General features: G+C 62.8%; 21 protein-coding genes. 8 read left to right on the top strand and 13 right to left on the bottom strand.

All coding sequences use genetic code 11. The annotated features are described in order from the left end of the window. Positions 1-423, top strand: a complete 423-nt coding sequence (gene ndk, locus ACZ9EJ_RS11705) for a nucleoside-diphosphate kinase (protein ID WP_007769585.1) — start codon at positions 1-3, stop codon at positions 421-423. Positions 424-513: 90 nt separating this feature from the next. Here ndk and ACZ9EJ_RS11700 read toward each other — a convergent pair whose 3' ends face one another. After that, a complete protein-coding gene (locus ACZ9EJ_RS11700; protein WP_046640422.1) occupies positions 514-1,011 on the bottom strand; it encodes a lipoprotein in 498 nt (165 codons plus the stop codon). After that, positions 1,011-1,559 (bottom strand): CGNR zinc finger domain-containing protein, encoded by a 549-nt coding sequence (locus ACZ9EJ_RS11695; protein WP_046640423.1) that lies wholly within the window; start codon positions 1,557-1,559, stop codon positions 1,011-1,013. Before ACZ9EJ_RS11695 ends, ACZ9EJ_RS11700 begins: the two co-directional genes overlap by 1 nt. Before the next feature lie 64 nt (positions 1,560-1,623). Here ACZ9EJ_RS11695 and ACZ9EJ_RS11690 point away from each other — a divergent pair, with 64 nt between their 5' ends. Beyond that, positions 1,624-2,520, top strand: coding sequence for a branched-chain amino acid ABC transporter permease (locus ACZ9EJ_RS11690; RefSeq protein WP_046640424.1), 897 nt, complete (start codon positions 1,624-1,626; stop codon positions 2,518-2,520). Here ACZ9EJ_RS11690 and ACZ9EJ_RS11685 read toward each other — a convergent pair whose 3' ends face one another. From ACZ9EJ_RS11685 to uvrC, 4 genes are all read right to left on the bottom strand, one after another. After that, positions 2,521-2,979, bottom strand: a complete 459-nt coding sequence (locus ACZ9EJ_RS11685; RefSeq protein ID WP_046640425.1) for a molybdenum cofactor biosynthesis protein MoaE — start codon at positions 2,977-2,979, stop codon at positions 2,521-2,523. 205 nt (positions 2,980-3,184) lie between these two features. Beyond that, on the bottom strand, positions 3,185-3,442 hold the full coding sequence (moaD, locus tag ACZ9EJ_RS11680; protein ID WP_046640426.1) for a molybdopterin converting factor subunit 1: 258 nt from the start codon (positions 3,440-3,442) through the stop codon (positions 3,185-3,187). Further along, complete coding sequence (gene pgsA, locus ACZ9EJ_RS11675; protein WP_046630009.1) at positions 3,439-4,026, bottom strand: CDP-diacylglycerol--glycerol-3-phosphate 3-phosphatidyltransferase; 588 nt, start codon at positions 4,024-4,026, stop codon at positions 3,439-3,441. The genes moaD and pgsA overlap by 4 nt, the downstream gene beginning before the upstream one ends. 162 nt (positions 4,027-4,188) lie before the next feature. Then, positions 4,189-6,228 (bottom strand): excinuclease ABC subunit UvrC, encoded by a 2,040-nt coding sequence (uvrC, locus tag ACZ9EJ_RS11670; protein ID WP_046630010.1) that lies wholly within the window; start codon positions 6,226-6,228, stop codon positions 4,189-4,191. A gap of 682 nt (positions 6,229-6,910) precedes the next feature. Here uvrC and ACZ9EJ_RS11665 point away from each other — a divergent pair. After that, entirely contained in the window at positions 6,911-7,546 is a 636-nt protein-coding gene (locus ACZ9EJ_RS11665; RefSeq protein ID WP_037080719.1) for an outer membrane protein, read from the top strand. A gap of 59 nt (positions 7,547-7,605) precedes the next feature. Here ACZ9EJ_RS11665 and ACZ9EJ_RS11660 read toward each other — a convergent pair whose 3' ends face one another. The 3 genes from ACZ9EJ_RS11660 to ACZ9EJ_RS11650 are packed head-to-tail and all read right to left on the bottom strand — an operon-like array spanning position 7,606 to position 9,820. Continuing rightward, on the bottom strand, positions 7,606-8,202 hold the full coding sequence (locus ACZ9EJ_RS11660; protein ID WP_046640427.1) for a glutathione S-transferase: 597 nt from the start codon (positions 8,200-8,202) through the stop codon (positions 7,606-7,608). Between the two features lie 23 nt (positions 8,203-8,225). Further along, the gene (locus ACZ9EJ_RS11655) at positions 8,226-8,891 is read right to left on the bottom strand and encodes a ribonuclease T2 family protein (RefSeq protein ID WP_052764597.1); all 666 of its coding nucleotides are present in this window, start codon (positions 8,889-8,891) and stop codon (positions 8,226-8,228) included. Positions 8,892-8,941: 50 nt separating this feature from the next. Continuing rightward, positions 8,942-9,820: a 23S rRNA (adenine(2030)-N(6))-methyltransferase RlmJ gene (locus ACZ9EJ_RS11650; RefSeq protein WP_046640428.1), complete on the bottom strand. Its 879-nt coding sequence runs from the start codon at positions 9,818-9,820 to the stop codon at positions 8,942-8,944. A gap of 83 nt (positions 9,821-9,903) precedes the next feature. On the opposite strand from ACZ9EJ_RS11650, the gene ACZ9EJ_RS11645 reads away from it, so the two are divergent. From ACZ9EJ_RS11645 to ACZ9EJ_RS11635, 3 genes are all read left to right on the top strand, one after another. Next, entirely contained in the window at positions 9,904-12,057 is a 2,154-nt protein-coding gene (locus ACZ9EJ_RS11645) for a molybdopterin-containing oxidoreductase family protein (RefSeq protein WP_046640429.1), read from the top strand. Beyond that, positions 12,054-12,647 (top strand): NUDIX domain-containing protein, encoded by a 594-nt coding sequence (locus ACZ9EJ_RS11640; RefSeq protein ID WP_046640430.1) that lies wholly within the window; start codon positions 12,054-12,056, stop codon positions 12,645-12,647. Before ACZ9EJ_RS11645 ends, ACZ9EJ_RS11640 begins: the two co-directional genes overlap by 4 nt. 171 nt (positions 12,648-12,818) lie before the next feature. Then, positions 12,819-13,988, top strand: coding sequence for an alpha-D-ribose 1-methylphosphonate 5-triphosphate diphosphatase (locus ACZ9EJ_RS11635; protein ID WP_046640431.1), 1,170 nt, complete (start codon positions 12,819-12,821; stop codon positions 13,986-13,988). A 10-nt stretch (positions 13,989-13,998) separates the two neighbouring features. On the opposite strand, the gene ACZ9EJ_RS11630 is transcribed toward ACZ9EJ_RS11635, so the two are convergent. The 4 genes from ACZ9EJ_RS11630 to purM all read right to left on the bottom strand — a co-directional run bounded on the left by ACZ9EJ_RS11630 (position 13,999) and on the right by purM (position 16,699). Further along, the gene (locus tag ACZ9EJ_RS11630) at positions 13,999-14,517 is read right to left on the bottom strand and encodes an RES family NAD+ phosphorylase (RefSeq protein WP_046640432.1); all 519 of its coding nucleotides are present in this window, start codon (positions 14,515-14,517) and stop codon (positions 13,999-14,001) included. Then, entirely contained in the window at positions 14,514-14,831 is a 318-nt protein-coding gene (locus ACZ9EJ_RS11625) for an antitoxin Xre/MbcA/ParS toxin-binding domain-containing protein (RefSeq protein ID WP_370649720.1), read from the bottom strand. The genes ACZ9EJ_RS11630 and ACZ9EJ_RS11625 overlap by 4 nt, the downstream gene beginning before the upstream one ends. A 114-nt stretch (positions 14,832-14,945) precedes the next feature. Next, the gene (purN, locus tag ACZ9EJ_RS11620; RefSeq protein WP_046640434.1) at positions 14,946-15,629 is read right to left on the bottom strand and encodes a phosphoribosylglycinamide formyltransferase; all 684 of its coding nucleotides are present in this window, start codon (positions 15,627-15,629) and stop codon (positions 14,946-14,948) included. After that, positions 15,626-16,699, bottom strand: a complete 1,074-nt coding sequence (gene purM, locus ACZ9EJ_RS11615; RefSeq protein ID WP_046630019.1) for a phosphoribosylformylglycinamidine cyclo-ligase — start codon at positions 16,697-16,699, stop codon at positions 15,626-15,628. Before purM ends, purN begins: the two co-directional genes overlap by 4 nt. Before the next feature lie 179 nt (positions 16,700-16,878). Here purM and ACZ9EJ_RS11610 point away from each other — a divergent pair, with 179 nt between their 5' ends. Continuing rightward, positions 16,879-18,075 carry an AI-2E family transporter gene (locus tag ACZ9EJ_RS11610; RefSeq protein WP_046630020.1) on the top strand — a complete coding sequence of 399 codons (1,197 nt, stop codon included), beginning with the start codon at positions 16,879-16,881 and terminating at the stop codon, positions 18,073-18,075. Between the two features lie 7 nt (positions 18,076-18,082). Further along, a complete protein-coding gene (hdaA, locus tag ACZ9EJ_RS11605) occupies positions 18,083-18,802 on the top strand; it encodes a DnaA regulatory inactivator HdaA (protein ID WP_046630021.1) in 720 nt (239 codons plus the stop codon). The last annotated feature ends 3 nt before the right edge of the window (positions 18,803-18,805 follow it).

Genomic DNA, 18,805 nt, shown 5'->3' with positions numbered 1-18,805 from the left:
ATGGCGATTGAACGCACGTTTTCGATGATCAAGCCGGATGCCACCAAGCGCAACCTCACGGGCGCCATCACCAAGGTGTTTGAAGACAATGGCCTGCGCGTCATCGCTTCCAAGCGCGTCTGGATGAGCAAGCGCGAGGCAGAAGGCTTCTACGCCGTTCACAAGGAACGCCCGTTCTTTGGCGAACTGGTCGAAGGCATGACCTCCGGCCCGACCATCGTTCAGGTTCTGGAAGGCGAGAACGCCATCCTGAAGAACCGCGAGATCATGGGCGCCACCAACCCGGCCAACGCCGATGAGGGCACCATCCGCAAGACCTTCGCGCTGTCGATCGGCGAGAACTCGGTTCACGGTTCCGACGCTCCGGAAACCGCCGCCCAGGAAATCGCCTACTGGTTCTCCGAAACCGAGATCGTCGGCTGATTTAAGCCCCATTTCGACGGAAGACTTTGATGAAACCGGGGTTTTGGCCCCGGTTTTTTCGTTTTTGGATAGTCGGCCGCGTTTCCCGCCTCAGGCCGGGCAGTCGTCGTCCCGACCGTAGTCTGCAGTCCCGTCCGGCTTGAAGACCTCCGGGTTCCGCTCGTAGCCGGCTCCGAGCACCAGCGGCTTGCTGGGAAGCACCGACTGGTCGACGTCCGAGACGAGCTGGGTCTTCAATTCCTGCAGCGTCCGGCCGGCCGCATCCACCAGCCGGATATCCACGGAATAGGACTTGTCCTTGCGCACGCAGCGGACATTGGGGCTCTGCAGGGTGATCTTGTTCCAGGCAGGGAAGATTTTTTCACTGATGACGATCGGATCGCCGCCGGCGGGGTCTTCGAATTTGGCGATCGCCACGGTGCCCTCCGGGATCGGCCCGGTCTTGTTGAGCGTCACGAGATAGGTGGCGCTGGCGACCCGGTAGTTGAACACGAAGATATGCCCGCTCACCTCCACCAGCTTTTCCGCCTCGCGCTGGCACGCGGCAAGGGCGAGGGCAAGGCTGAGAACCATAATAAGCCGGCGCATCACGACGCGGCCTCCTTCTTCCTGCGATGATAATGGCGGTTGGCTTTGACGCGGTTGCCGCACACCGCCATGTCGCACCAGGTGCGGCTGCGGTTCTTGCTGCGGTCCATGAACAGCCAGCCGCAACTGCCGCAGATCTTCATCCGCGAGACTTCCTCATCGGCAAGCAGCCTGAGCGCCGAATAAGCGGTCGCCGCCTCCAGCGAGTTTTTCTCGGCGCGGCGCAGGATGGCTGCCGTCGCTTCGAGGAAATCTGCAAGGAGTTTCTGCGTGTCGCCACCAAGAACACGGGCGCGAAAATAGCGGTCGATCGCTTCGCGCAGCACGATGAACGGCGCGTGGTTCTCGGGTTCGACTGGCGCGAGATCGCCGAACAGCGCCCGCTCGGCGGAAAATTTCTCGGCCGCCTTGGGAAAGGCGCCCATCTGCTCCGGCTCGGCGAACCGGTCGATGCTGCGTGTCGCGTCGAAGCGCAGAATCACGCTGTTGGCGACATCCAACGCCAGTGCGCCTCCGGCAAACCGATGCGGGGTCCAGGAAAAGTTCATGGCGATATTATAACTGGTAAAATGCTGTTGACCAGTTATATTCGGTGTCGCTATCGGAGTGCCCATGGCCTATCTGCTGCAGCAACTGGCGAACGCGGTTCCGCTGGCGGCGCTCTATGCGACGCTCGCCTTCGGATATTCGATCGCCTTTGCCGTAACGAAGCGGGCCGACATCACCTACGGCGCGATCTTCGCTTTTTCCGGCCATCTATACCTGCTCTTTGCCCATTTCGGCTGGGACCGGCTGTGGTTGATCCTGCCGGCCGCCTTGGGGCTTGGCGCATTTGCCGGGATCGCCGGCGGCATCGGGGCAGGGGTGACGATCGGGCAGCTGGTGATGCGGCCGCTTGCAAAGATCTCGCCGAACGCGGTGATCGTCGCCTCGCTCGGCGCGCTGATGGTGCTGATGGAAGGCGCCCGGATCGCCGCCGACACCCGCGAACTCTGGCTGCCGCCCTTCCTCAACGACGCGGTCGTCTTCTGGCACGCAGACGGCTTCCCGGTGACGCTGACGCTGATCCAGCTCATCAACATCGCCGTCATGCTGATGGTCATCGGTCTGGGCTATCTGGTGCTGGCGTACACCTATTGGGGCCGCATGTGGCGGGCGGTTTCCGACGATCCGCTGGCGGCGGAACTTTCCGGCACCAATTCCGCGCAGGTCTTTGTCGTGGCTTATGCGGTAGCCGCGCTCTACGCCTCGATCTGCGGCGTGCTCGCCACCTCCCATTACGGCACGATGGATTTTGGCGCGGGCCTGCTGTTTGGGCTCAAGGTCGTGCTGATCGCCGCGGCAGGCGGTCATTCCAATCCCCTGCGTGCCGCCGCCGGCGCCGCCGTCATCGGGCTCGCCGAAACGCTCTGGAGCGGTTACGGCCCGATCGTCTGGCGCGACCTGGTGATCGTCGCCTTGCTGGTCATGGTTTTGGTGACGAGCCGGCGGGAGCGGGTGGTGCCGTGATCACCGCCATTTGTCCCGCGCGGTGTCGTCCGCGTCCTTGGCGGCGATCCAGTCGCCTTGTGAGCCATCGACCGCGTGTTCCTTCTTCCAGAAGGGGGCCGAGGTTTTCAAGAAGTCCATGACGAAATTGGCACCGTCGAAGGCCGCTTGCCGGTGCGGGGCGGCGGCGATGACAAGCACGATGTTCTCGCCTGGCATGATCTTGCCGAAGCGGTGAATGGCGGTGAGGCCGATGAGCGAGAAGCGCTCGATCGCCAGTTCGCCGATGCGGAGCATCTCCGCTTCCGCCATTCCCGGATAATGTTCGAGCTCCAGCGCCGACAATGCACCCTGTTCGTCGCGGCAGAGGCCCGTGAAGGTCACGACGGCGCCTATATTGGTGCGGCCGGCGGTGAGGTCGGAGATTTCGGCCTGCAGGTCGAAGTCGGTGGGTTGGACGCGGATGGTGGGAGTGGTCATCTGAATGCCTCGCCGCGGGCTGCGACGGCCAACGAGAGTACTCCCTCATTCCTGTGCTTGTCACAGGAATCCAGCCACGGCGCGTCTGCGCCGTGAGTAAACGTCTGCGTGGAAATGAGTCTTCTGCGCCCAAGGACTTCGGCGCGCTGGATTCCTGTGACAAGCACAGGAAGGAGGGAGCGTGGGGTTTGCCCCTTCATCCCGATCACCCGCCCGTCATCGGCGGGAAGATGCCGATCTCGCGCGCGCCGGCGATCGGCTCGTCGTGTTCGGCATGTTCCTGGTTGATGGCGACGCGGATGACGTCGGGGAACTGGAGCGCGTTCTCATATTCCTCGCCGAGCGTCGTCAGATGCGCGAGCAGATCATTGACCGTGACGACGCTTGCCGGCAGGTCGAGGTCCTCCTCGGACTTGCCGATCCGTTCGCGCACCCAGGCGAAATAGACGAGTTTGACGGTCATTCTTCGTCCACCAGGTGTTTGACGCCGGCCTTGAAGTAGTCGTAGCCGGTGTAGAAGGTCAGGAACGCGGCGAGCCACAGAAGCACGATGCCCATCTGGGTCGTGTAGGGCAGGATCTTGTCTCCGGCAGGACCGGCAAGGAGGAAGGCGATCGACACCATCTGGATCGTCGTCTTCCACTTGGCGATGCGCGTCACCGGCACCGAGACCTTCAGCGCGGCAAGATATTCGCGCAGGCCCGAGACGAGGATTTCGCGGCAGAGGATGGTGATTGCCGCCCAGAGCGACCAGCCGGCGATCGTCTGGTCGGCGGCGAGCAACAGCAGTACTGCGGCGACCAGCAGCTTGTCGGCGATCGGATCGAGCATCCGGCCGATATTCGACGTCTGGTTCCAGATGCGGGCGAGATAACCGTCGAGATAGTCGGTGAGCGAGGCGACGGCGAAAAGCACCAGCGCAGTCCAGCGCGCGACATCCGAGCTTTCAAGCTGCCCCTCGATGAAGAAGCAGCCGACGATAATCGGCACGGCCACGATGCGCGCATAGGTCAAAAGATTGGGAATATTGTATGCGCGCGACGCCATGGGGAGCCTTCCGGATGTTTGATCCTAGTTGATGCGTTGGGGCCGAAGCGTCAACAGTGTTTCGCGGCTTTTTTGCAGAGGATTGCGTCGGGCCTGCGCCAGGATGTCGAGACCGTTCTGCTGCCGGTAAGGAAATGAGGATGCGGGACGGCGAATAATTCCTCACCCCGCCCGGTTCTCGTGAAAGTGATTGTAGATCTGCTTGGCGACGGCTTCGGAAATTCCCTCGACCGCCATGAGGTCGGTCAGGCCGGCGCGCGACACCGCCTTCGCCGTGCCGAAATGCTGCAGGAGCTTACGCTTGCGACCGGGCCCGATCCCGGAAATCTCGTCGAGCGGATTCTTGACCATCTCCTTCTTGCGCCGCGCCCGGTGCGAGCCGATCGCGAAACGATGGGCCTCATCGCGCATGCGCTGGATGAAGTAGAGGACCGGATCGCGGGGCGGCAGCGAGAAGTCGGATCGCCCGTCGGCGAAGAACCGCTCGCGGCCGGCATCGCGGTCGACGCCCTTGGCGACGCCGATCGCGGTCACCACGTCGCGGATGCCGAGTTCGTCGAGGATGGCCCGCACAGCGGTCATCTGCCCCTGGCCGCCGTCGATCAGGATCACGTCCGGCCAGGCGGGGAAGGCGGCATCTGCAGCATCCTCGGCGCTCGTGGACGCCGCGGCGGTACGGTCCGGAATGCCCTCTTCCTTGAGGAGGCGGCTGAAGCGGCGGGTCATCACCTCGCGCATCATGCCAAAGTCGTCGCCGGGGGTGATGTCGGTCGATTTGATGTTGAACTTGCGGTACTGGCTCTTCACGAAACCTTCCGGCCCCGCCACGACCATGCCGCCGACCGCATTGGTCCCCATGATATGCGAGTTGTCGTAGATCTCGATGCGACGCGGCACGAAGGACAGACCGAAGGTCTCGGCAAGCCCCTGCAGCAGGCGGGCCTGCGACGAGGTCTCGGCAAGCCGGCGGCCATGAGCCTCGCGGGCGTTCGCGAGAACATGGTCGGTCAGGTCCTTCTTTTCGCCCCGCTGCGGCACGGAGATCGTCACCTTGTGGCCGGCTTTCTCGCAGAAGGCCTGGGCGAGCAAATCCTGTTCCTCGACGGTTTCCGACAGCAGGATCTGCTTCGGCACAGGCTTGTCATCATAGAACTGCGCCAGGAAGGCGTTGAGCACTTCCGGGCCGGAAAGCTGCGGATCGGCCTTCGGGAAATAGGCGCGGTTGCCCCAGTTCTGGCCGGTCCGGAAAAAGAACACCTGGATGCAGGAGAGGCCGCCCTCGTTGTAGATGGCGAAGACATCCGCCTCCTCGACGCCGGCCGGGTTGATGCCCTGATGGCTCTGGACGTGGCTGAGCGCCGCCAGGCGGTCGCGATAGACTGCGGCGCGCTCGAAATCCAGGTCCTCGGAGGCTTCCGCCATCTGGCGGGCGATCGCCGACTTGACGTTCTGGCTCTTGCCGGAGAGGAAGTCCTTCGCTTCGCCGACCAGCGCCGCGTAACCCTCGTCGCTGATCTCGCGGGTACAAGGCCCCGAACAGCGCTTGATCTGGAAGAGCAGGCAGGGCCTCGTGCGGGTCTCGAACACGCTGTCGGTGCAGGTGCGTAAGAGGAAGGCGCGCTGCAGCGAGTTGATGGTGCGGCCGACCGCGGCAGCCGAGGCGAAGGGGCCGAAATAATCGCCCTTGCGCGCCCGCGCGCCGCGATGCTTGAAGATCGCCGGCGCCCGGTGGTCGCCGGTGATCATGATATAGGGAAACGACTTGTCGTCGCGCAGCAGAACGTTGAAACGCGGCCGCAGGCGCTTGATCAGATTGGCTTCGAGCAGCAGCGCTTCGGTTTCCGTCCGCGTCGTGACGAATTCCATGTGGGTGGTTTCGCGCACCATCTTGGCGATGCGGTTGGAATGGACGCGGCCTTGCGCATAATTGCCGACGCGCTTCTTGAGGCTGCGCGCCTTGCCGACGTAAAGCACATCCTGCGCGTCGTTGAACATCCGGTAGACGCCCGGCGCATTCGGCAGGTGCTTGACGAATTCGGCGATCAGATCGGCGCCCTTCAGCCCCGTCTCGTTCTTCCAGCCCTCGTTCCAGTCGATCGGCGCGGCGGGGCCTTGGCTCGGTTCTGCCACGACCACATCGTCGTCGTCTTCTTCCGTCTCGTCATAGAGAACGCCGCCGTCGGGCAGCTTCGTTCCGTTCATTCCATAGTCTCCGCCGGACATCGACATCCGGCCATCACCGATTCGAACCATGCGCCCATGACATGTGCCGGAGACCGGCTGCTTGTCAAAATATAACGCTGAAGCGGCCCGATTCCCTGCGCAAAGGCCGCTGTCGGAGAAATAGTGTCTCGCGGCAAATTTTGAAAGCGCTGGCGAGAATTCTGCTCCGGGCTCTTGACGAAGGCCGAACTGGCAGGTCCGGAGGTTGAATATTCAAGGCAGAAATCCGGCGGCAAGCGCCACCGGCTCCGGCCGCTCGCCGGCGGAGAGGGGAAATACGTCCGTGTTGCTGCTCATATTTCGGTTTCTACAAGCGACTGATCCGGTTTTGTTGCGAATACAAGTCGAACTTGGCGAGTGGACCCTGCGCCGGTTCGGGTCTGCAGGTGTATTGACTGAGTTGTGCTTTCGATTTAAGAAGTAATTTATCAATGTAAAAATATTTATATTCCAAGTAAGTATTGATTAAGGTTAATCAAACGTGTGTTGCGATACAGCAACATCCAATTTTGGCCTTCTGTGCGCCACAATCAATTCACATTTCGGCTCTTTCTATTCCTCAATTGACCTCCACATTCCGTTTCAGCGGGCAGGGAACAAATGTGTCGCCAACCATGTTGTCGCGGCGAATTCCCGGCGCAGCAGTAAAAGGAGAAAATGTATGCGTACTCTCATCGCAACTCTGATGGCCTCGGCAGCCAGCTTCATCGCCATCTCTGCGGCCAATGCCGCTGATGCCGTCGAACAAATTCCGCAGGCCCCGGTTGCAGTCGAAGAGCCGGCCCCGGCCGCCAGCTGGCAGGGTTTCTATCTCGGTGGTTACGGTCAGTATGACTGGGGTCGCTTCGGTAGCGGCGACCGTGACGGCCAGTTCGGCGGCGGTGCCTATACGGGCTACAACTTCCAGAGCGGTTCGATCGTCTACGGTGTCGAAGCAGACGTCGGTTATAACGGCACGAAGAGCACCACGGATGATGGCTTTGAAGGCAAGGCCGGCTGGAACGGCTCTGTTCGCGGCCGCGTCGGCTACGACCTCAACCCCTTCCTGATCTACGGTACGGCCGGTGTCGCCCTGCAGGACAACGAACTGCGCGACGCGACTTCGTCCGACAACAAGACCGCCGTCGGTTACACGGTCGGTGCCGGTGCCGAAGCCTTCGTCACCAACAACATCACCGCTCGTGTCGAATACCGTTACACGGATTTCGGTTCGGATAGCTACTCGCTCGATTCCGGTTCGGTTTCGAAGGGCTTCGACGATCACAGCGTCAAGGTCGGTATCGGCGTGAAGTTCTAATTTCGATAGCCTTAACAGGCTGGGGAAAGCCCGGGCTTCGGCCCGGGCTTTTTTTTGTTTCAGGCCGCCGATTTCATGGCGGAATAGGAGGCGAAACGCTTGGCGAAGACGTCCGGCCAGGACGCCAACTCAGGCCGGCCCTCGGCCCATTGCCCGTTGAAGCGCAGATCGAGGTAACCGATCAGCGCGGCCAGCGCGAAATGGCCGCCATGCAGCTTCTTGCCTGTCTTCGGCAGGTTGGTCTCCAGGTGATCCAGTCCGCGCACCACCTTGCTCCACTGTTTGTCGATCCAAGGCTGGTGGACCTTGTCCTCGTCGCGCGAGCGGCGCTCGTAGACGATCGCCAGCAGGCAATCCATCATGCCGTCGCAAAGCGCTTCCAGCACCTCCGCCTCGGTGCGCTTCGCATCCTTCTTCGGATAGAGCTTGCCGCCCGACTGGCGATCGAGCCAGTGCATGATCGCGATGCTGTCGTAGATGGGCGGCTCGCCATCGCGGATCAGCACCGGGATCTTGCCGAGCGGATTGTTGTCGATCAGTTCCGGCGGCGCGGCGTTGGTATCGGTCTTCACCTCGGCGATCTCGATGCCGAGATGGCGCGCCGCCATGCGCACCTTGGCCGAATAGGGCGAGGCCGGGGAATACAGCAGCTTCATGGTCGTGTCCTTCTCGATAAATGTCAGCGTGCGGGCGGCAGGGTGATCTGGCTGATCCGGCAGCCGTCACGATCGACCTCGGCGCAATCGCGGAACTGCAGATCCTTGGTGAGGCAGATGCGCACTTCCTCCAGTTGCCGGCCCTCGCAGCTCGTCGAAATGCCGCGCCGGCTCATGCCCGGATTGACGGCGAGGAACTTGTCTTCGATCTGGTCGGCCGAGAGCGTCACGGCCGTGTCGCCGCGGGACAGGTCGGCGGGCAGTTTGACCCGCGAAAATGCGTCGCGGAGCTTGCCGAAATAATCACGCTGGCTGAGGCCTGTGCAGCTTCCGTGCTTGCGCCACTGATGGCCGATCAGACCCATCGACGGCATGATGTCGAAGAGCGGTTGGCCGAGCGATTGCGGCACGCGGCCCGGTTCCTTCGTTTCGCAGAAATCCGGATAGCCCTTTTCGTATTGCGGCCACAGCCCATGGACAATGAAGCGGAAATCCTTGTCCGTGCTGCATTGCTGGTCGTTCTTGCCGCCGCCCTGCGAAGCGCAGAAGGTCGGCGACCAGGAAAGCGACAGGACGTAGAAATCGAACTGTCCCGCGTGATCCTGGCGATTGTCCGGTCGGCGCTCCTGGGCGGCGGCCGTGGACGCAAAAAGCGCGAGAAAAAGGAAAGCGATAAATCGGTTGGTCATCGGCCAGCCCCCTGCAATGCGCGGCACCATGGGCGGGAAGCCTCGCCCGGTCAAGACTCCGAATCGAGGTCGCTGTCGACAGTCTCGCCGGTCAGCCAGAAGGCTCGCTGCGAGGCGAACCGATCCTGCGCCAGGATGGTTTTCAAGGTCGGCAGAAGTGCGTGCAGCTCGTCCTTCAGCGTGAAGGGCGGGTTGACGATGATGAGGCCTGAGCCGGACAGCCCTGTCGTCTCCCGGTCGCTTTGAACGGTCAATTCGGCGCACAGCATCTTGGGGATTTCCAGCGCCTTCAGGTCATCGTGGAAGGCCCTGAGGGGGGCGCCCTTCTTGATCGGATACCAGAGGCAGAAGGTGCCGCCCTGAAAGCGGCGCCAGCCGATCGAGAGGCCTTTCACCAGCCGCTTGTATTCGCCTTCTTCCTCGAAAGGCGGATCGACGAGCACGATTCCGCGCTTTTCCTTCGGCGGCAGATGGGCGCCGAGCGCCAGCCAGCCGTCGAGTTCGGTGGCGCGCACCTGGAAATCGCCTTCGAACAGATTATGCAGGCGATTGAAGTCTTCCGGATGCAGTTCCATCGCCGACAACCGGTCCTGCGGGCGGAACAGCATGCGGGCAAGTTTTGGCGAGCCGGGATAGAGTTTCAGCGCGCCGGTCGGGTTCAATTCCCTGACCGCCGTCAGATAGGGTTCCAGCAGGTCCGCGACCTTGGCCGGCAGTTCCGCGTCCATCAGCCGGCCGATGCCGTCGCGCCATTCGCCGGTCTTCTGCGCCTCGTCCGAGGAAAGGTCGTAGAGCCCGATGCCGGCATGGGTATCCAGCACCCGAAACGCCTTGTCCTTGTTCTGGGCATAACGGATCAACCGCGCCAGGACCGCGTGTTTGAGGACATCGGCGAAATTGCCCGCGTGATAGATGTGCCGGTAGTTCATCGTTGCTGGTGTCTCGCTTGAATTAAATTGATGCGCTGCAAATCACGCTTTTTGCGGACGTCAGCTTGCAATATAGAAAACCCATGAACGTTGCGACCCCGATTACCGCGAAAACCCCAATCGCCCTGGAAAAGTCCGGCCACAATTCGGTCGGCCATACCGTCTGTCCGCACGACTGTCCGTCGGCCTGCGCGCTGGACATAGATCTCACCGCCGACGGCAGGATCGGCCGGGTGCGCGGGGCTGCCGACAACAGCTATACGGCCGGCGTCATCTGCGCCAAGGTCGCCCGTTATTCCGAACGGCTCTACCATCCCGGCCGCCTGATGTTTCCGAAACGCCGCTTAGGCGCGAAGGGCGAGGGGAGTTGGCAGGAGATTTCCTGGGAGGCCGCCCTCGACGAGATCGCTGACGCTTTCGTCAAGGCCGAGGCGAAGCATGGTTCGGAGGCGGTCTGGCCCTATTTCTATGCGGGTACGATGGGCCAGGTGCAGCGCGATTCGATCGAGCGCCTGCGGCATGCGAAAAAATATTCCGGCTTCTTCGGCACGATCTGCACCAACATGGCCTGGACCGGCTACGTGATGGGCACCGGCGCGCTTCGCGGTCCCGATCCGCGCGAGATGGCGAAATCCGATTGCGTGGTGATCTGGGGCACCAATGCCGTCTCCACCCAGGTCAACGTCATGACCCATGCGGTGAAGGCCCGCAAGGAACGCGGTGCCAAGATCGTGGTCATCGATATCTACGACAACCCGACCATGAAACAGGCGGACATGGCGCTGACCGTGCGCCCCGGCACCGATGCCGCACTTGCCTGCGCCGTCATGCACATTGCCTTCCGTGACGGCTATGCCGACCGGGCCTATATGGCGAAATATGCCGACGATCCCGCGGGCCTCGAAGCGCATCTGAAAGCGAAGACGCCGGAATGGGCCTCCGCTATCACCGGCCTGTCGGTCGAAGAGATCGAGACCTTCGCCCGCCTCGTCGGCACGACCAAAAAAACCTTCTTCCGACTCGGCTACGGTTTCGCCCGCCAGCGCAACGGCACCGTCGCCATGCATGCGGCGCTGTCGATTTCGACCGTGCTCGGCTGCTGGCAATACGAGGGCGGCGGCGCCTTCCACAACAACGGCGAAATTTTCCGGCTCAACAAGTCCGAGCTGATGGGCACGGCCTATGCCGATCCCGATATCCGCCAGCTCGACCAGTCGCAGATCGGCCGGGTGCTGACCGGCGATGCGGAGGCTCTGCGGCACGGCGGGCCGGTGACGGCGATGCTGATCCAGAACACCAATCCGATGAACGTCGCGCCGGAACAGCGCCTCGTCCGCCAGGGTTTCTTGCGCGACGACCTGTTCATCGCCGTCCACGAGCAGTTCATGACCGATACGGCCGAGGTCGCCGACATCGTCCTGCCCGCCACCATGTTCGTCGAGCACGACGATCTTTACCGCGCCGGCGGGCAGCAGCATATCCTGCTCGGGCCAAAGCTGGTCGAGCCGCCATCGACGGTGCACACCAATCTCTTCGTCATCGAGGAACTGGCCAAGCGCCTCGGCGTCGATCATTTCCCCGGTTTCGGCCTCGACGAGCGCCAGCATATCGACCGCATCCTGAAGGCCAGCCATTGGGGCGCCTACGACGATCTGGCGCGTGACAAATGGATCGACGCGCAGCCGGACTTCGAAACCGCCCATTACATCAAGGGCTTCGGTTATCCGGATGGAAAATTCCGCTTCCGGCCGGACTGGGCGAACGGCCCGTCGCCGGACAAGCCGCCGAAGAATGTCGGGCCTTTGGGACCGATCGGCGAACTGCCGGTCTTCCCCGACCAGGTCGACGTCATCGAGGTGGCGGACGAGGCGCATCCCTTCCGGCTGGCGACATCGCCCGCCCGCAGCTTCCTCAACTCCTCCTTCACCGAGACGAAGAGCTCGCACGAGCGGGAAGGGCGGCCGGAAGTGATGATCGAACCGACCGATGCGGAGCGCCTCGGCATCGTTGACGGTGATATCGTCCGGCTCGGCAATACCCGCGGCGAAATCCGCCTGCACGCGAAGCTCGTGGCCGGCGCGAGGCCGGGCGTGCTGATCGCCGAGGGGCTGTGGCCGAACCACAAACATCTCGACGGCGAGGGCATCAACGTGCTGACCGGCGCCGACGCCGTGGCGCCTTATGGCGGGGCGGCCTTCCACGACAACAAGGTATGGCTTCGCAAGGACGCAGCATGACCGGGCGGGATGATCGGGTGAAGCTCGTTAGCGAAAAGACGTTGTCGGATGGGTGGACGCGGCTTTCGAGCTACGAACTCGATTACGCCGATCGCAGCGGCGAGACGCACCGCCTGCATCGCGAAATCTACCATAAGTCCGAGGCCGCCTGCATCCTTCTCTACGATGCCCGGCGCGACATGGTCGTGCTGGTGAGGCAGTTTCGGCTGCCCGCCTATCTCACCGGCAAACCGGCATGGATGGTGGAGGTGCCGGCCGGGCTGCTGGACGAGGATCACCCGGAGGATGCGATCCGGCGCGAAGCGATGGAGGAAACCGGCTACCGTCTGCGGGATGTGCGGTTTGTCTTCAAGGCGTTCATGTCGCCTGGCGCGATCACCGAACTTGTGCATTTCTTCCACGCGCCGGTCGACCTCTCCGACCGGGTGAACGGTGGCGGTGGTCTTGCCGAGGAGCACGAGGATATCGAGGTTCTCGAACTGCCGCTCGACGAGGCGGTCGCGATGATCGGCACTGGCGAAATCATCGATGCGAAGACGATCATGATGCTGCAATGGGCGGTGATAAACCGGGCATCATTCACCGCCTGATGTCCATGCGGGGCCGCGCAGGCTGGAAACGCCGATAGGCGTCTTCGCCTGTTGTTTCAGACGCCGTATGATTGTGACTTGACCTTGTGCCGCGCCGATTTCACATGATTGTCACGAATGGTGGCTAAGCGCTGCCTCTTGATAATCTTCCTTTATGGTCAGGAGAAAGCCATGTGGCTCGGCAATTTCACCCTCGTTCTGCCGAACGAGGTGGTGAACTCAGGTTCTGTGCGGGTTGAAGATGGCGTGATAGCCGAGATTCGCCCCGAACCGGTCGCCGGCGCCGTGATCGACGGCGGCGGGCGGCTGCTGATGCCGGGTTTCGTCGATCTGCACGGCGACATGATCGAGCGCGAGATCGCGCCGCGGCCGAACGCCCAAATGCCGATCGACTTCGGCATCCACGAACTGGACAAGAAGCTCGCCGCTGCCGGCGTCACCACGGCTTATGCGGCCGTCTCCTTCGCCACCGAAAGCGTCTACGGCCATGTCCGCTCTCTGGAGACGACCTCGGCCGTGATCGAGGGCATCAACCGCCTGCGCGACAACCTGCTGATCGATCATCGCGTCCATGCCCGCTACGAGATCACCAATATCGGCGCCGCCCCGACGCTCGAACGGCTGCTCAGGGCCGACGAGATCGACATGGTGTCGCTCACCGACCACACGCCGGGCCAGGGCCAGTACAACAACATTGCCGCCTATGTCGCCAGCATCTCCGAACGCCGGGCGATTTCCGAGGAAATGGCCGCCGAGATCGTCCAGAAGCGCATTGCAATGCGCAACAATCCGCAGATCGAGGTGAAACTGAAGGAGATCGTTTCCCTCGCCCTCAAGCATCGCCTGTCGCTCGCTTCCCACGACGACGACAGCGTCGAGAAGGTGGCCGAAATGTTCGATCTCGGCGTCACGATCAGCGAATTCCCGGTAACGCTGCCGGCCGCCGAGGAGGCCCGCCGACGTGGGCTCTGGACGTTGATGGGCGCGCCGAACGCGCTGCGTGGCAAGTCCATGTCCGGCAATCTGAGCGCCCTCGACGCCGCCAAGGCCGGCCTGCTGACGGTAATTGCTGCCGATTACCATCCGGCGGCTTTCGTGCCGGGTGTCTTCAAGCTGGCTGACGTCTCCGAAGGCGGCCTTCCGGCTGCCGTCGCCATGGCGACCGGCAATGCCGCCCGTTCCGCCGGCCTGACCGATCGCGGCGAGATTGCGGTTGGCCAGCGCGCCGATCTGGTCGTGGTGGAAAAGGGCGACGTGCACCGCATCCGCGCCACCTTCCGCGCCGGCCGCTTCGTCTACAGCGACGGCACGCTGCACCCGCTCCGGGCGCTGGCGGCGTAAGGCTCGGAGGTTATTCCTCCCAGGACTTCTGGTTCTTCGGCAACCTGCCTGTCGGGTCGATAACGTGGACTCGATGTGGCAGATCGACTCCCCAGTCCCACAGCACGAGATTGCTGACCGAGGTCGCGGCCCGGTGGGCGAAGGAGGGGACGAGGATACCGGCATAAGGCCCGGAAAGGTTGTCATAAATTGCCCAGGAGTCCGGTCTCCTGCTTTCCGAGAGCGCAGAGGCCCAGGCGGACGCCATGACATCGAACGATATGCCAAGCGCATTTTGCGAAGCCTCGTCCGTGAGGTCGGCGACGTCGTCGCAATCGATGTCGTATGAGCAGATGGTCAACGGGTGGATCCTGTGCCCAAACCCTTGGCTTGCTTCGGTGATCGCCCCCTCGATCGAAGTAGAGAGGTAGAGTGCCGGTACGCCCTTGGGATTGAAACGGGCACCGCGAATTGCCGCGCCTTCGCCGGATATCGGGCTGATCGCCCAGCGAGGATCATGGGCGCGATAGCAGACGCCCTGGAACCTCAAGCAAAGCCGCCGGTCGCTAGGTGATCGAGGTAGTCGCGCAAGGCTGCCGCTTTGCCGCTCTTGACGATGCTCTCTGCTGTCCGGCCACCGAAGGCCGGAATTGGCTCGGCGCGATACCAGGCGAGGGCTTGCCGTTCGCTTCCTGCCCATTCGCTGACGCGGTGAATAATCTCCGCCATTTCACCGATCCGTGTGGTCGCTGCGGGAGACTGCGCACGCTCCTTGCGCTGGAGCGTGTTGGCGGAAAGCCCGGCCGTCTCGGCCAGTTCGCGTTTCGAGATCCCGAGGCGGATGGAGACAGCTTCGGCTTCCATCGAAGGCATCCCTAGATCGCGAATCCTCTGAGTTGTGCTGGCCATGCCGGTCTCCTGTACGAAGATTACGTACAGAATGTAGGACGTGGGGCGGCGCTTGTCGAGTCCGGGCGCTTATCTGCCCGCCGAGAAGATCCGCTGATCCGCGATATCGGTCGCAGTGCCGGGTGAGGTAACCGCCCGGCCATCCTCCATCCGCACCTTGCCTTCCGCCAGCAGCTTCAGCGCCAGCGGGTAAAGCTTGTGTTCGACAGTCAGCACGCGGCCGGCCAGGGTCTCCGGGGTGTCGTCGGCAAGCACCGGGACGGCGCCCTGGGCGACGATCGGGCCTTCATCCATGCCCTCGGTGACGAAATGCACGGTGCAGCCGGCGATCTTTACGCCGGCCTGGATGGCGCGTTCATGGGTGTGAAGGCCGGGGAAGAGCGGCAGAAGGGCAGGGTGGATGTTGAGGATGCTGCCTTCGTAGCGGCTGATGAATTCGGCGGAGAAGAGCCTCATGTAGCCGGCGAGGCAGAGGATGTCCGGCTGGACCTCGTCGAGGGCCGCGAGGATCGCCGCCTCGTGTTCGGCCTTGCCGGCAAAACCCTTGCGTTCGAAGACGAAGGTTTTGATCCCGCGCGCTTGCGCCTTCTCTATACCGCCCGCCGAGGGCTTGTCGGAAAAGACGGCGACGATTTCCGCCGGGAAATCCGGCGCGGTGCAGGCATCGGCAAGCGCCAGCATGTTGGAGCCGCCACCGGAAATGAATACGGCGACGCGCTTTCTGCGCGCCGTTTCTGCCGCCGGTGCGCTCATAGACCGAGCGTGCCCTGGTAGATCACGCCGGGGCCGCCTTCGGCGCGTTCGACCATGCGGCCGAGCGGCACGACGATCTCGCCCTCATTGGTCAGAGTGTTGGTGACGGCCTGGGCGTTTTCAGGCGCGACCACAACGATCATGCCGATGCCGCAATTGAAGGTGCGCAGCATTTCCTTCGGCTCGACGCCGCCGGTCTTGGCCAGCCACGAGAACACGGGCGGCACGGGGATGCTGTCGAGATCGACTTCGGCCGCCAGGTGCTTCGGCAGCACGCGCGGAATGTTTTCCGGAAAACCGCCGCCGGTAATGTGGGCGAGGGCCTTCAACGCGCCGGTCTCGCGGATCGCCTTCAGGAGCGGCTTCACGTAGATGCGGGTGGGCGTCAGAAGAGCCTCACCCAGAGTCATGCCCTCACGGAAGGGAGCGGGTGCGTCCCATGCGAGGCCGGAAAGCGTCACGATCTTGCGGACCAGCGAGAAGCCGTTCGAATGAACGCCGGACGAGGTAAGGCCGAGGATGACGTCGCCGGAAGCGATATCGCCGACCGGCAGCAGCTGGCCGCGCTCGGCGGCGCCGACCGCAAAACCAGCCAGGTCGTAGTCGCCGTCGGAATACATGCCGGGCATTTCGGCGGTCTCGCCGCCGATCAGCGCGCAACCCGCCTCGCGGCAGCCGGCAGCAATGCCGGAGACGATCGCCGCGCCCTGGTCCGGGTCGAGCTTGCCGGTCGCGAAATAGTCAAGGAAGAGCAGCGGCTCGGCGCCCTGGACCACCAGATCGTTGACGCACATGGCGACGAGATCGATGCCGACCGTGTCGTGGAAATTAGCGTCGATGGCGATCTTCAGCTTGGTGCCGACGCCGTCATTGGCGGCAACCAGGATCGGATCGGTGAAGCCGGCGGCTTTCAGATCGAAGAGTCCGCCGAAGCCGCCGATCTCGCCGTCGGCGCCGGGGCGGCGGGTCGAGCGTACGGCCGGTTTGATCTTCTCGACCATGAGGTTGCCCGCGTCGATATCGACGCCGGCATCGCTATAGGTGAGACCGTTCTTGCCCGCCTCGCTCATCGTTCATCTCCAATGATCGTTGTAGCGGCCCGCAATTGCACGACATGGCGCTGGATGCAAGCGTTGGACGCGGTTTTGAAGGCTTTTCACAGGTCTTGCTGCGCCGCTTCCAAACCCTTGACCTGGGTCAAGGGCTTCCCTATCCCTTTTTCCGCCCGGGCAATTCAGAGGAAGCGGCGATGGCATATCATATCAGCGGCGCGAGTCTGAAGCGCTACATCTTCTTCTGGGTCGGCGTTCTCATCGTCTTCGTGGTGTTCCTCTGGTTCTTCCGTTCGATCCTGCTGCCTTTCGTGGCCGGGATGGCGCTCGCCTATTTCCTCGATCCGGTGGCCGACTGGCTGGAGAGACGGGGCTTGAGCCGGCTGATGGCGACGGTGGTGATCCTCGTCTGTTTCGTGCTGGTCTTCGCGCTGTCGCTGATGCTGGTGATCCCGATCATCATCAACCAGTTCACCGAGTTCGCGGCCGCCCTGCCGGGCTATATCTCCCAGCTGCAGCAGATCATATCGAGCCCGGAAAGCTCTTTCCTGCCCCATTGGATCAGCGCCCAGATCGAGACGGTCAAGCAGAACTTTTCCGAAGTGCTGAGCCAGGGTGCCGGTTTCGTAGGCTCGCTGCTCGCCCAGATCTGGAATTCCGGCAAGGCGATCATCGACGTCGTGTCGCTGTTGATCGTCACGCCCGTCGTCGCTTTCTATATCCTGCTCGACTGGGACCGGATGGTTGCCAAGGTGGATAGCTGGGTGCCGCGCGACCAGGTGGCGACGGTCCGCGAGATCGCCCGGGAAATGGATGAATCCGTCGCTGGCTTCATTCGCGGCCAGGGCTCGCTCTGCCTCATCCTCGGCATCTTCTACGCGGTCGGCCTGTCGGTCGTCGGGCTCAATTTCGGGCTTCTGATCGGCTTCATCGCCGGCATGATCAGCTTCATTCCCTATATCGGTTCGCTGATCGGGCTGGTTCTTTCGGTCGGCGTCGCGCTGGTGCAGTTCTGGCCGGATTATCCGTGGATCCTCGCCGTCGCCGGCGTCTTCTTCGTCGGCCAGTTCATCGAGGGCAATATCCTGCAGCCGAAGCTGGTCGGCGAAAGCGTCGGCCTGCATCCGGTCTGGCTGATGTTTGCCCTGTTTGCCTTTGGCGCCATGTTCGGTTTCGTCGGTCTGCTGATCGCAGTTCCGGCCGCCGCCGTGGTCGGCGTGCTTGTCCGCTTCGCGCTGTCGCGGTATCTTGACAGCGACATCTATTTCGGGCGAGCGGCTTCGCTTCCCTGGGAAGAGGCCGAGCGGCCGCACGTGCTGGAACACGGCGAAAGCGCTGGGCAGATAACCGCCCCGAATGAACCTCACGCGAATGACTCTCAGAAGAGCATTTGAAAGACCAATGACCGAGACGAGCGAGCGCGAGCGGCGCAGGCAAGAGCAGTTGCCGCTGCAATTCACCCATGATGCGGCGAGAACCCGGGACGACCTCCTGGTGTCCGAACGCCTGGCTGCGGCCGTGGCGATCGTTGACGAATGGCCGGCCTGGCCGTCGCCGGTCGTCGTGCTGGCCGGCCCGGTGGGGTCCGGAAAATCGCATCTGGCGCATATCTGGCGGGAAAAGGCGAGGGCGGCCGAGATCCATCCGATCGCCGGTTCGAATGCCGCGGCGGTTGCCGCTGCAGGCCCGGTCCTGTTCGAGGATGCCGAACGCCGCGGTTTCGACGAGACCGAACTCTTCCACGTCATCAACAGCGTGCGCGAAAACGGCCACAGCCTTTTGATGACCTCGCGCCTCTGGCCGGTTTCCTGGGGCGTCACCCTGCCGGACCTCAAATCCCGGCTGAAGGCTGCGACCGTGGTGGAAATCGGCGAGCCCGACGAGGACCTGCTGGCCCAGGTGATCGTCAAGCTGTTTGCCGACCGCCAGCTCTATATCGACGACAAACTGGTGGGCTACATCGTCAACCGGATGGAACGGTCGCTCGGGGCGGCGCAGACGATCGTCGAGCGGCTGGATCGCCTGGCGCTGGCGCGCGGCACGCGAATAACGCGTCCGCTGGCCGCCGAGGTGCTGAACGATTTTGGGAATTCCGGAACCGGGGCCCAAGACGGCGATTGACTG

This window comes from Neorhizobium sp. USDA 3394, from assembly GCF_056280385.1.
The sequence above is the reverse complement of the archived record's forward strand: the minus strand, read 5'-3'. Positions and strand labels throughout refer to the sequence as shown.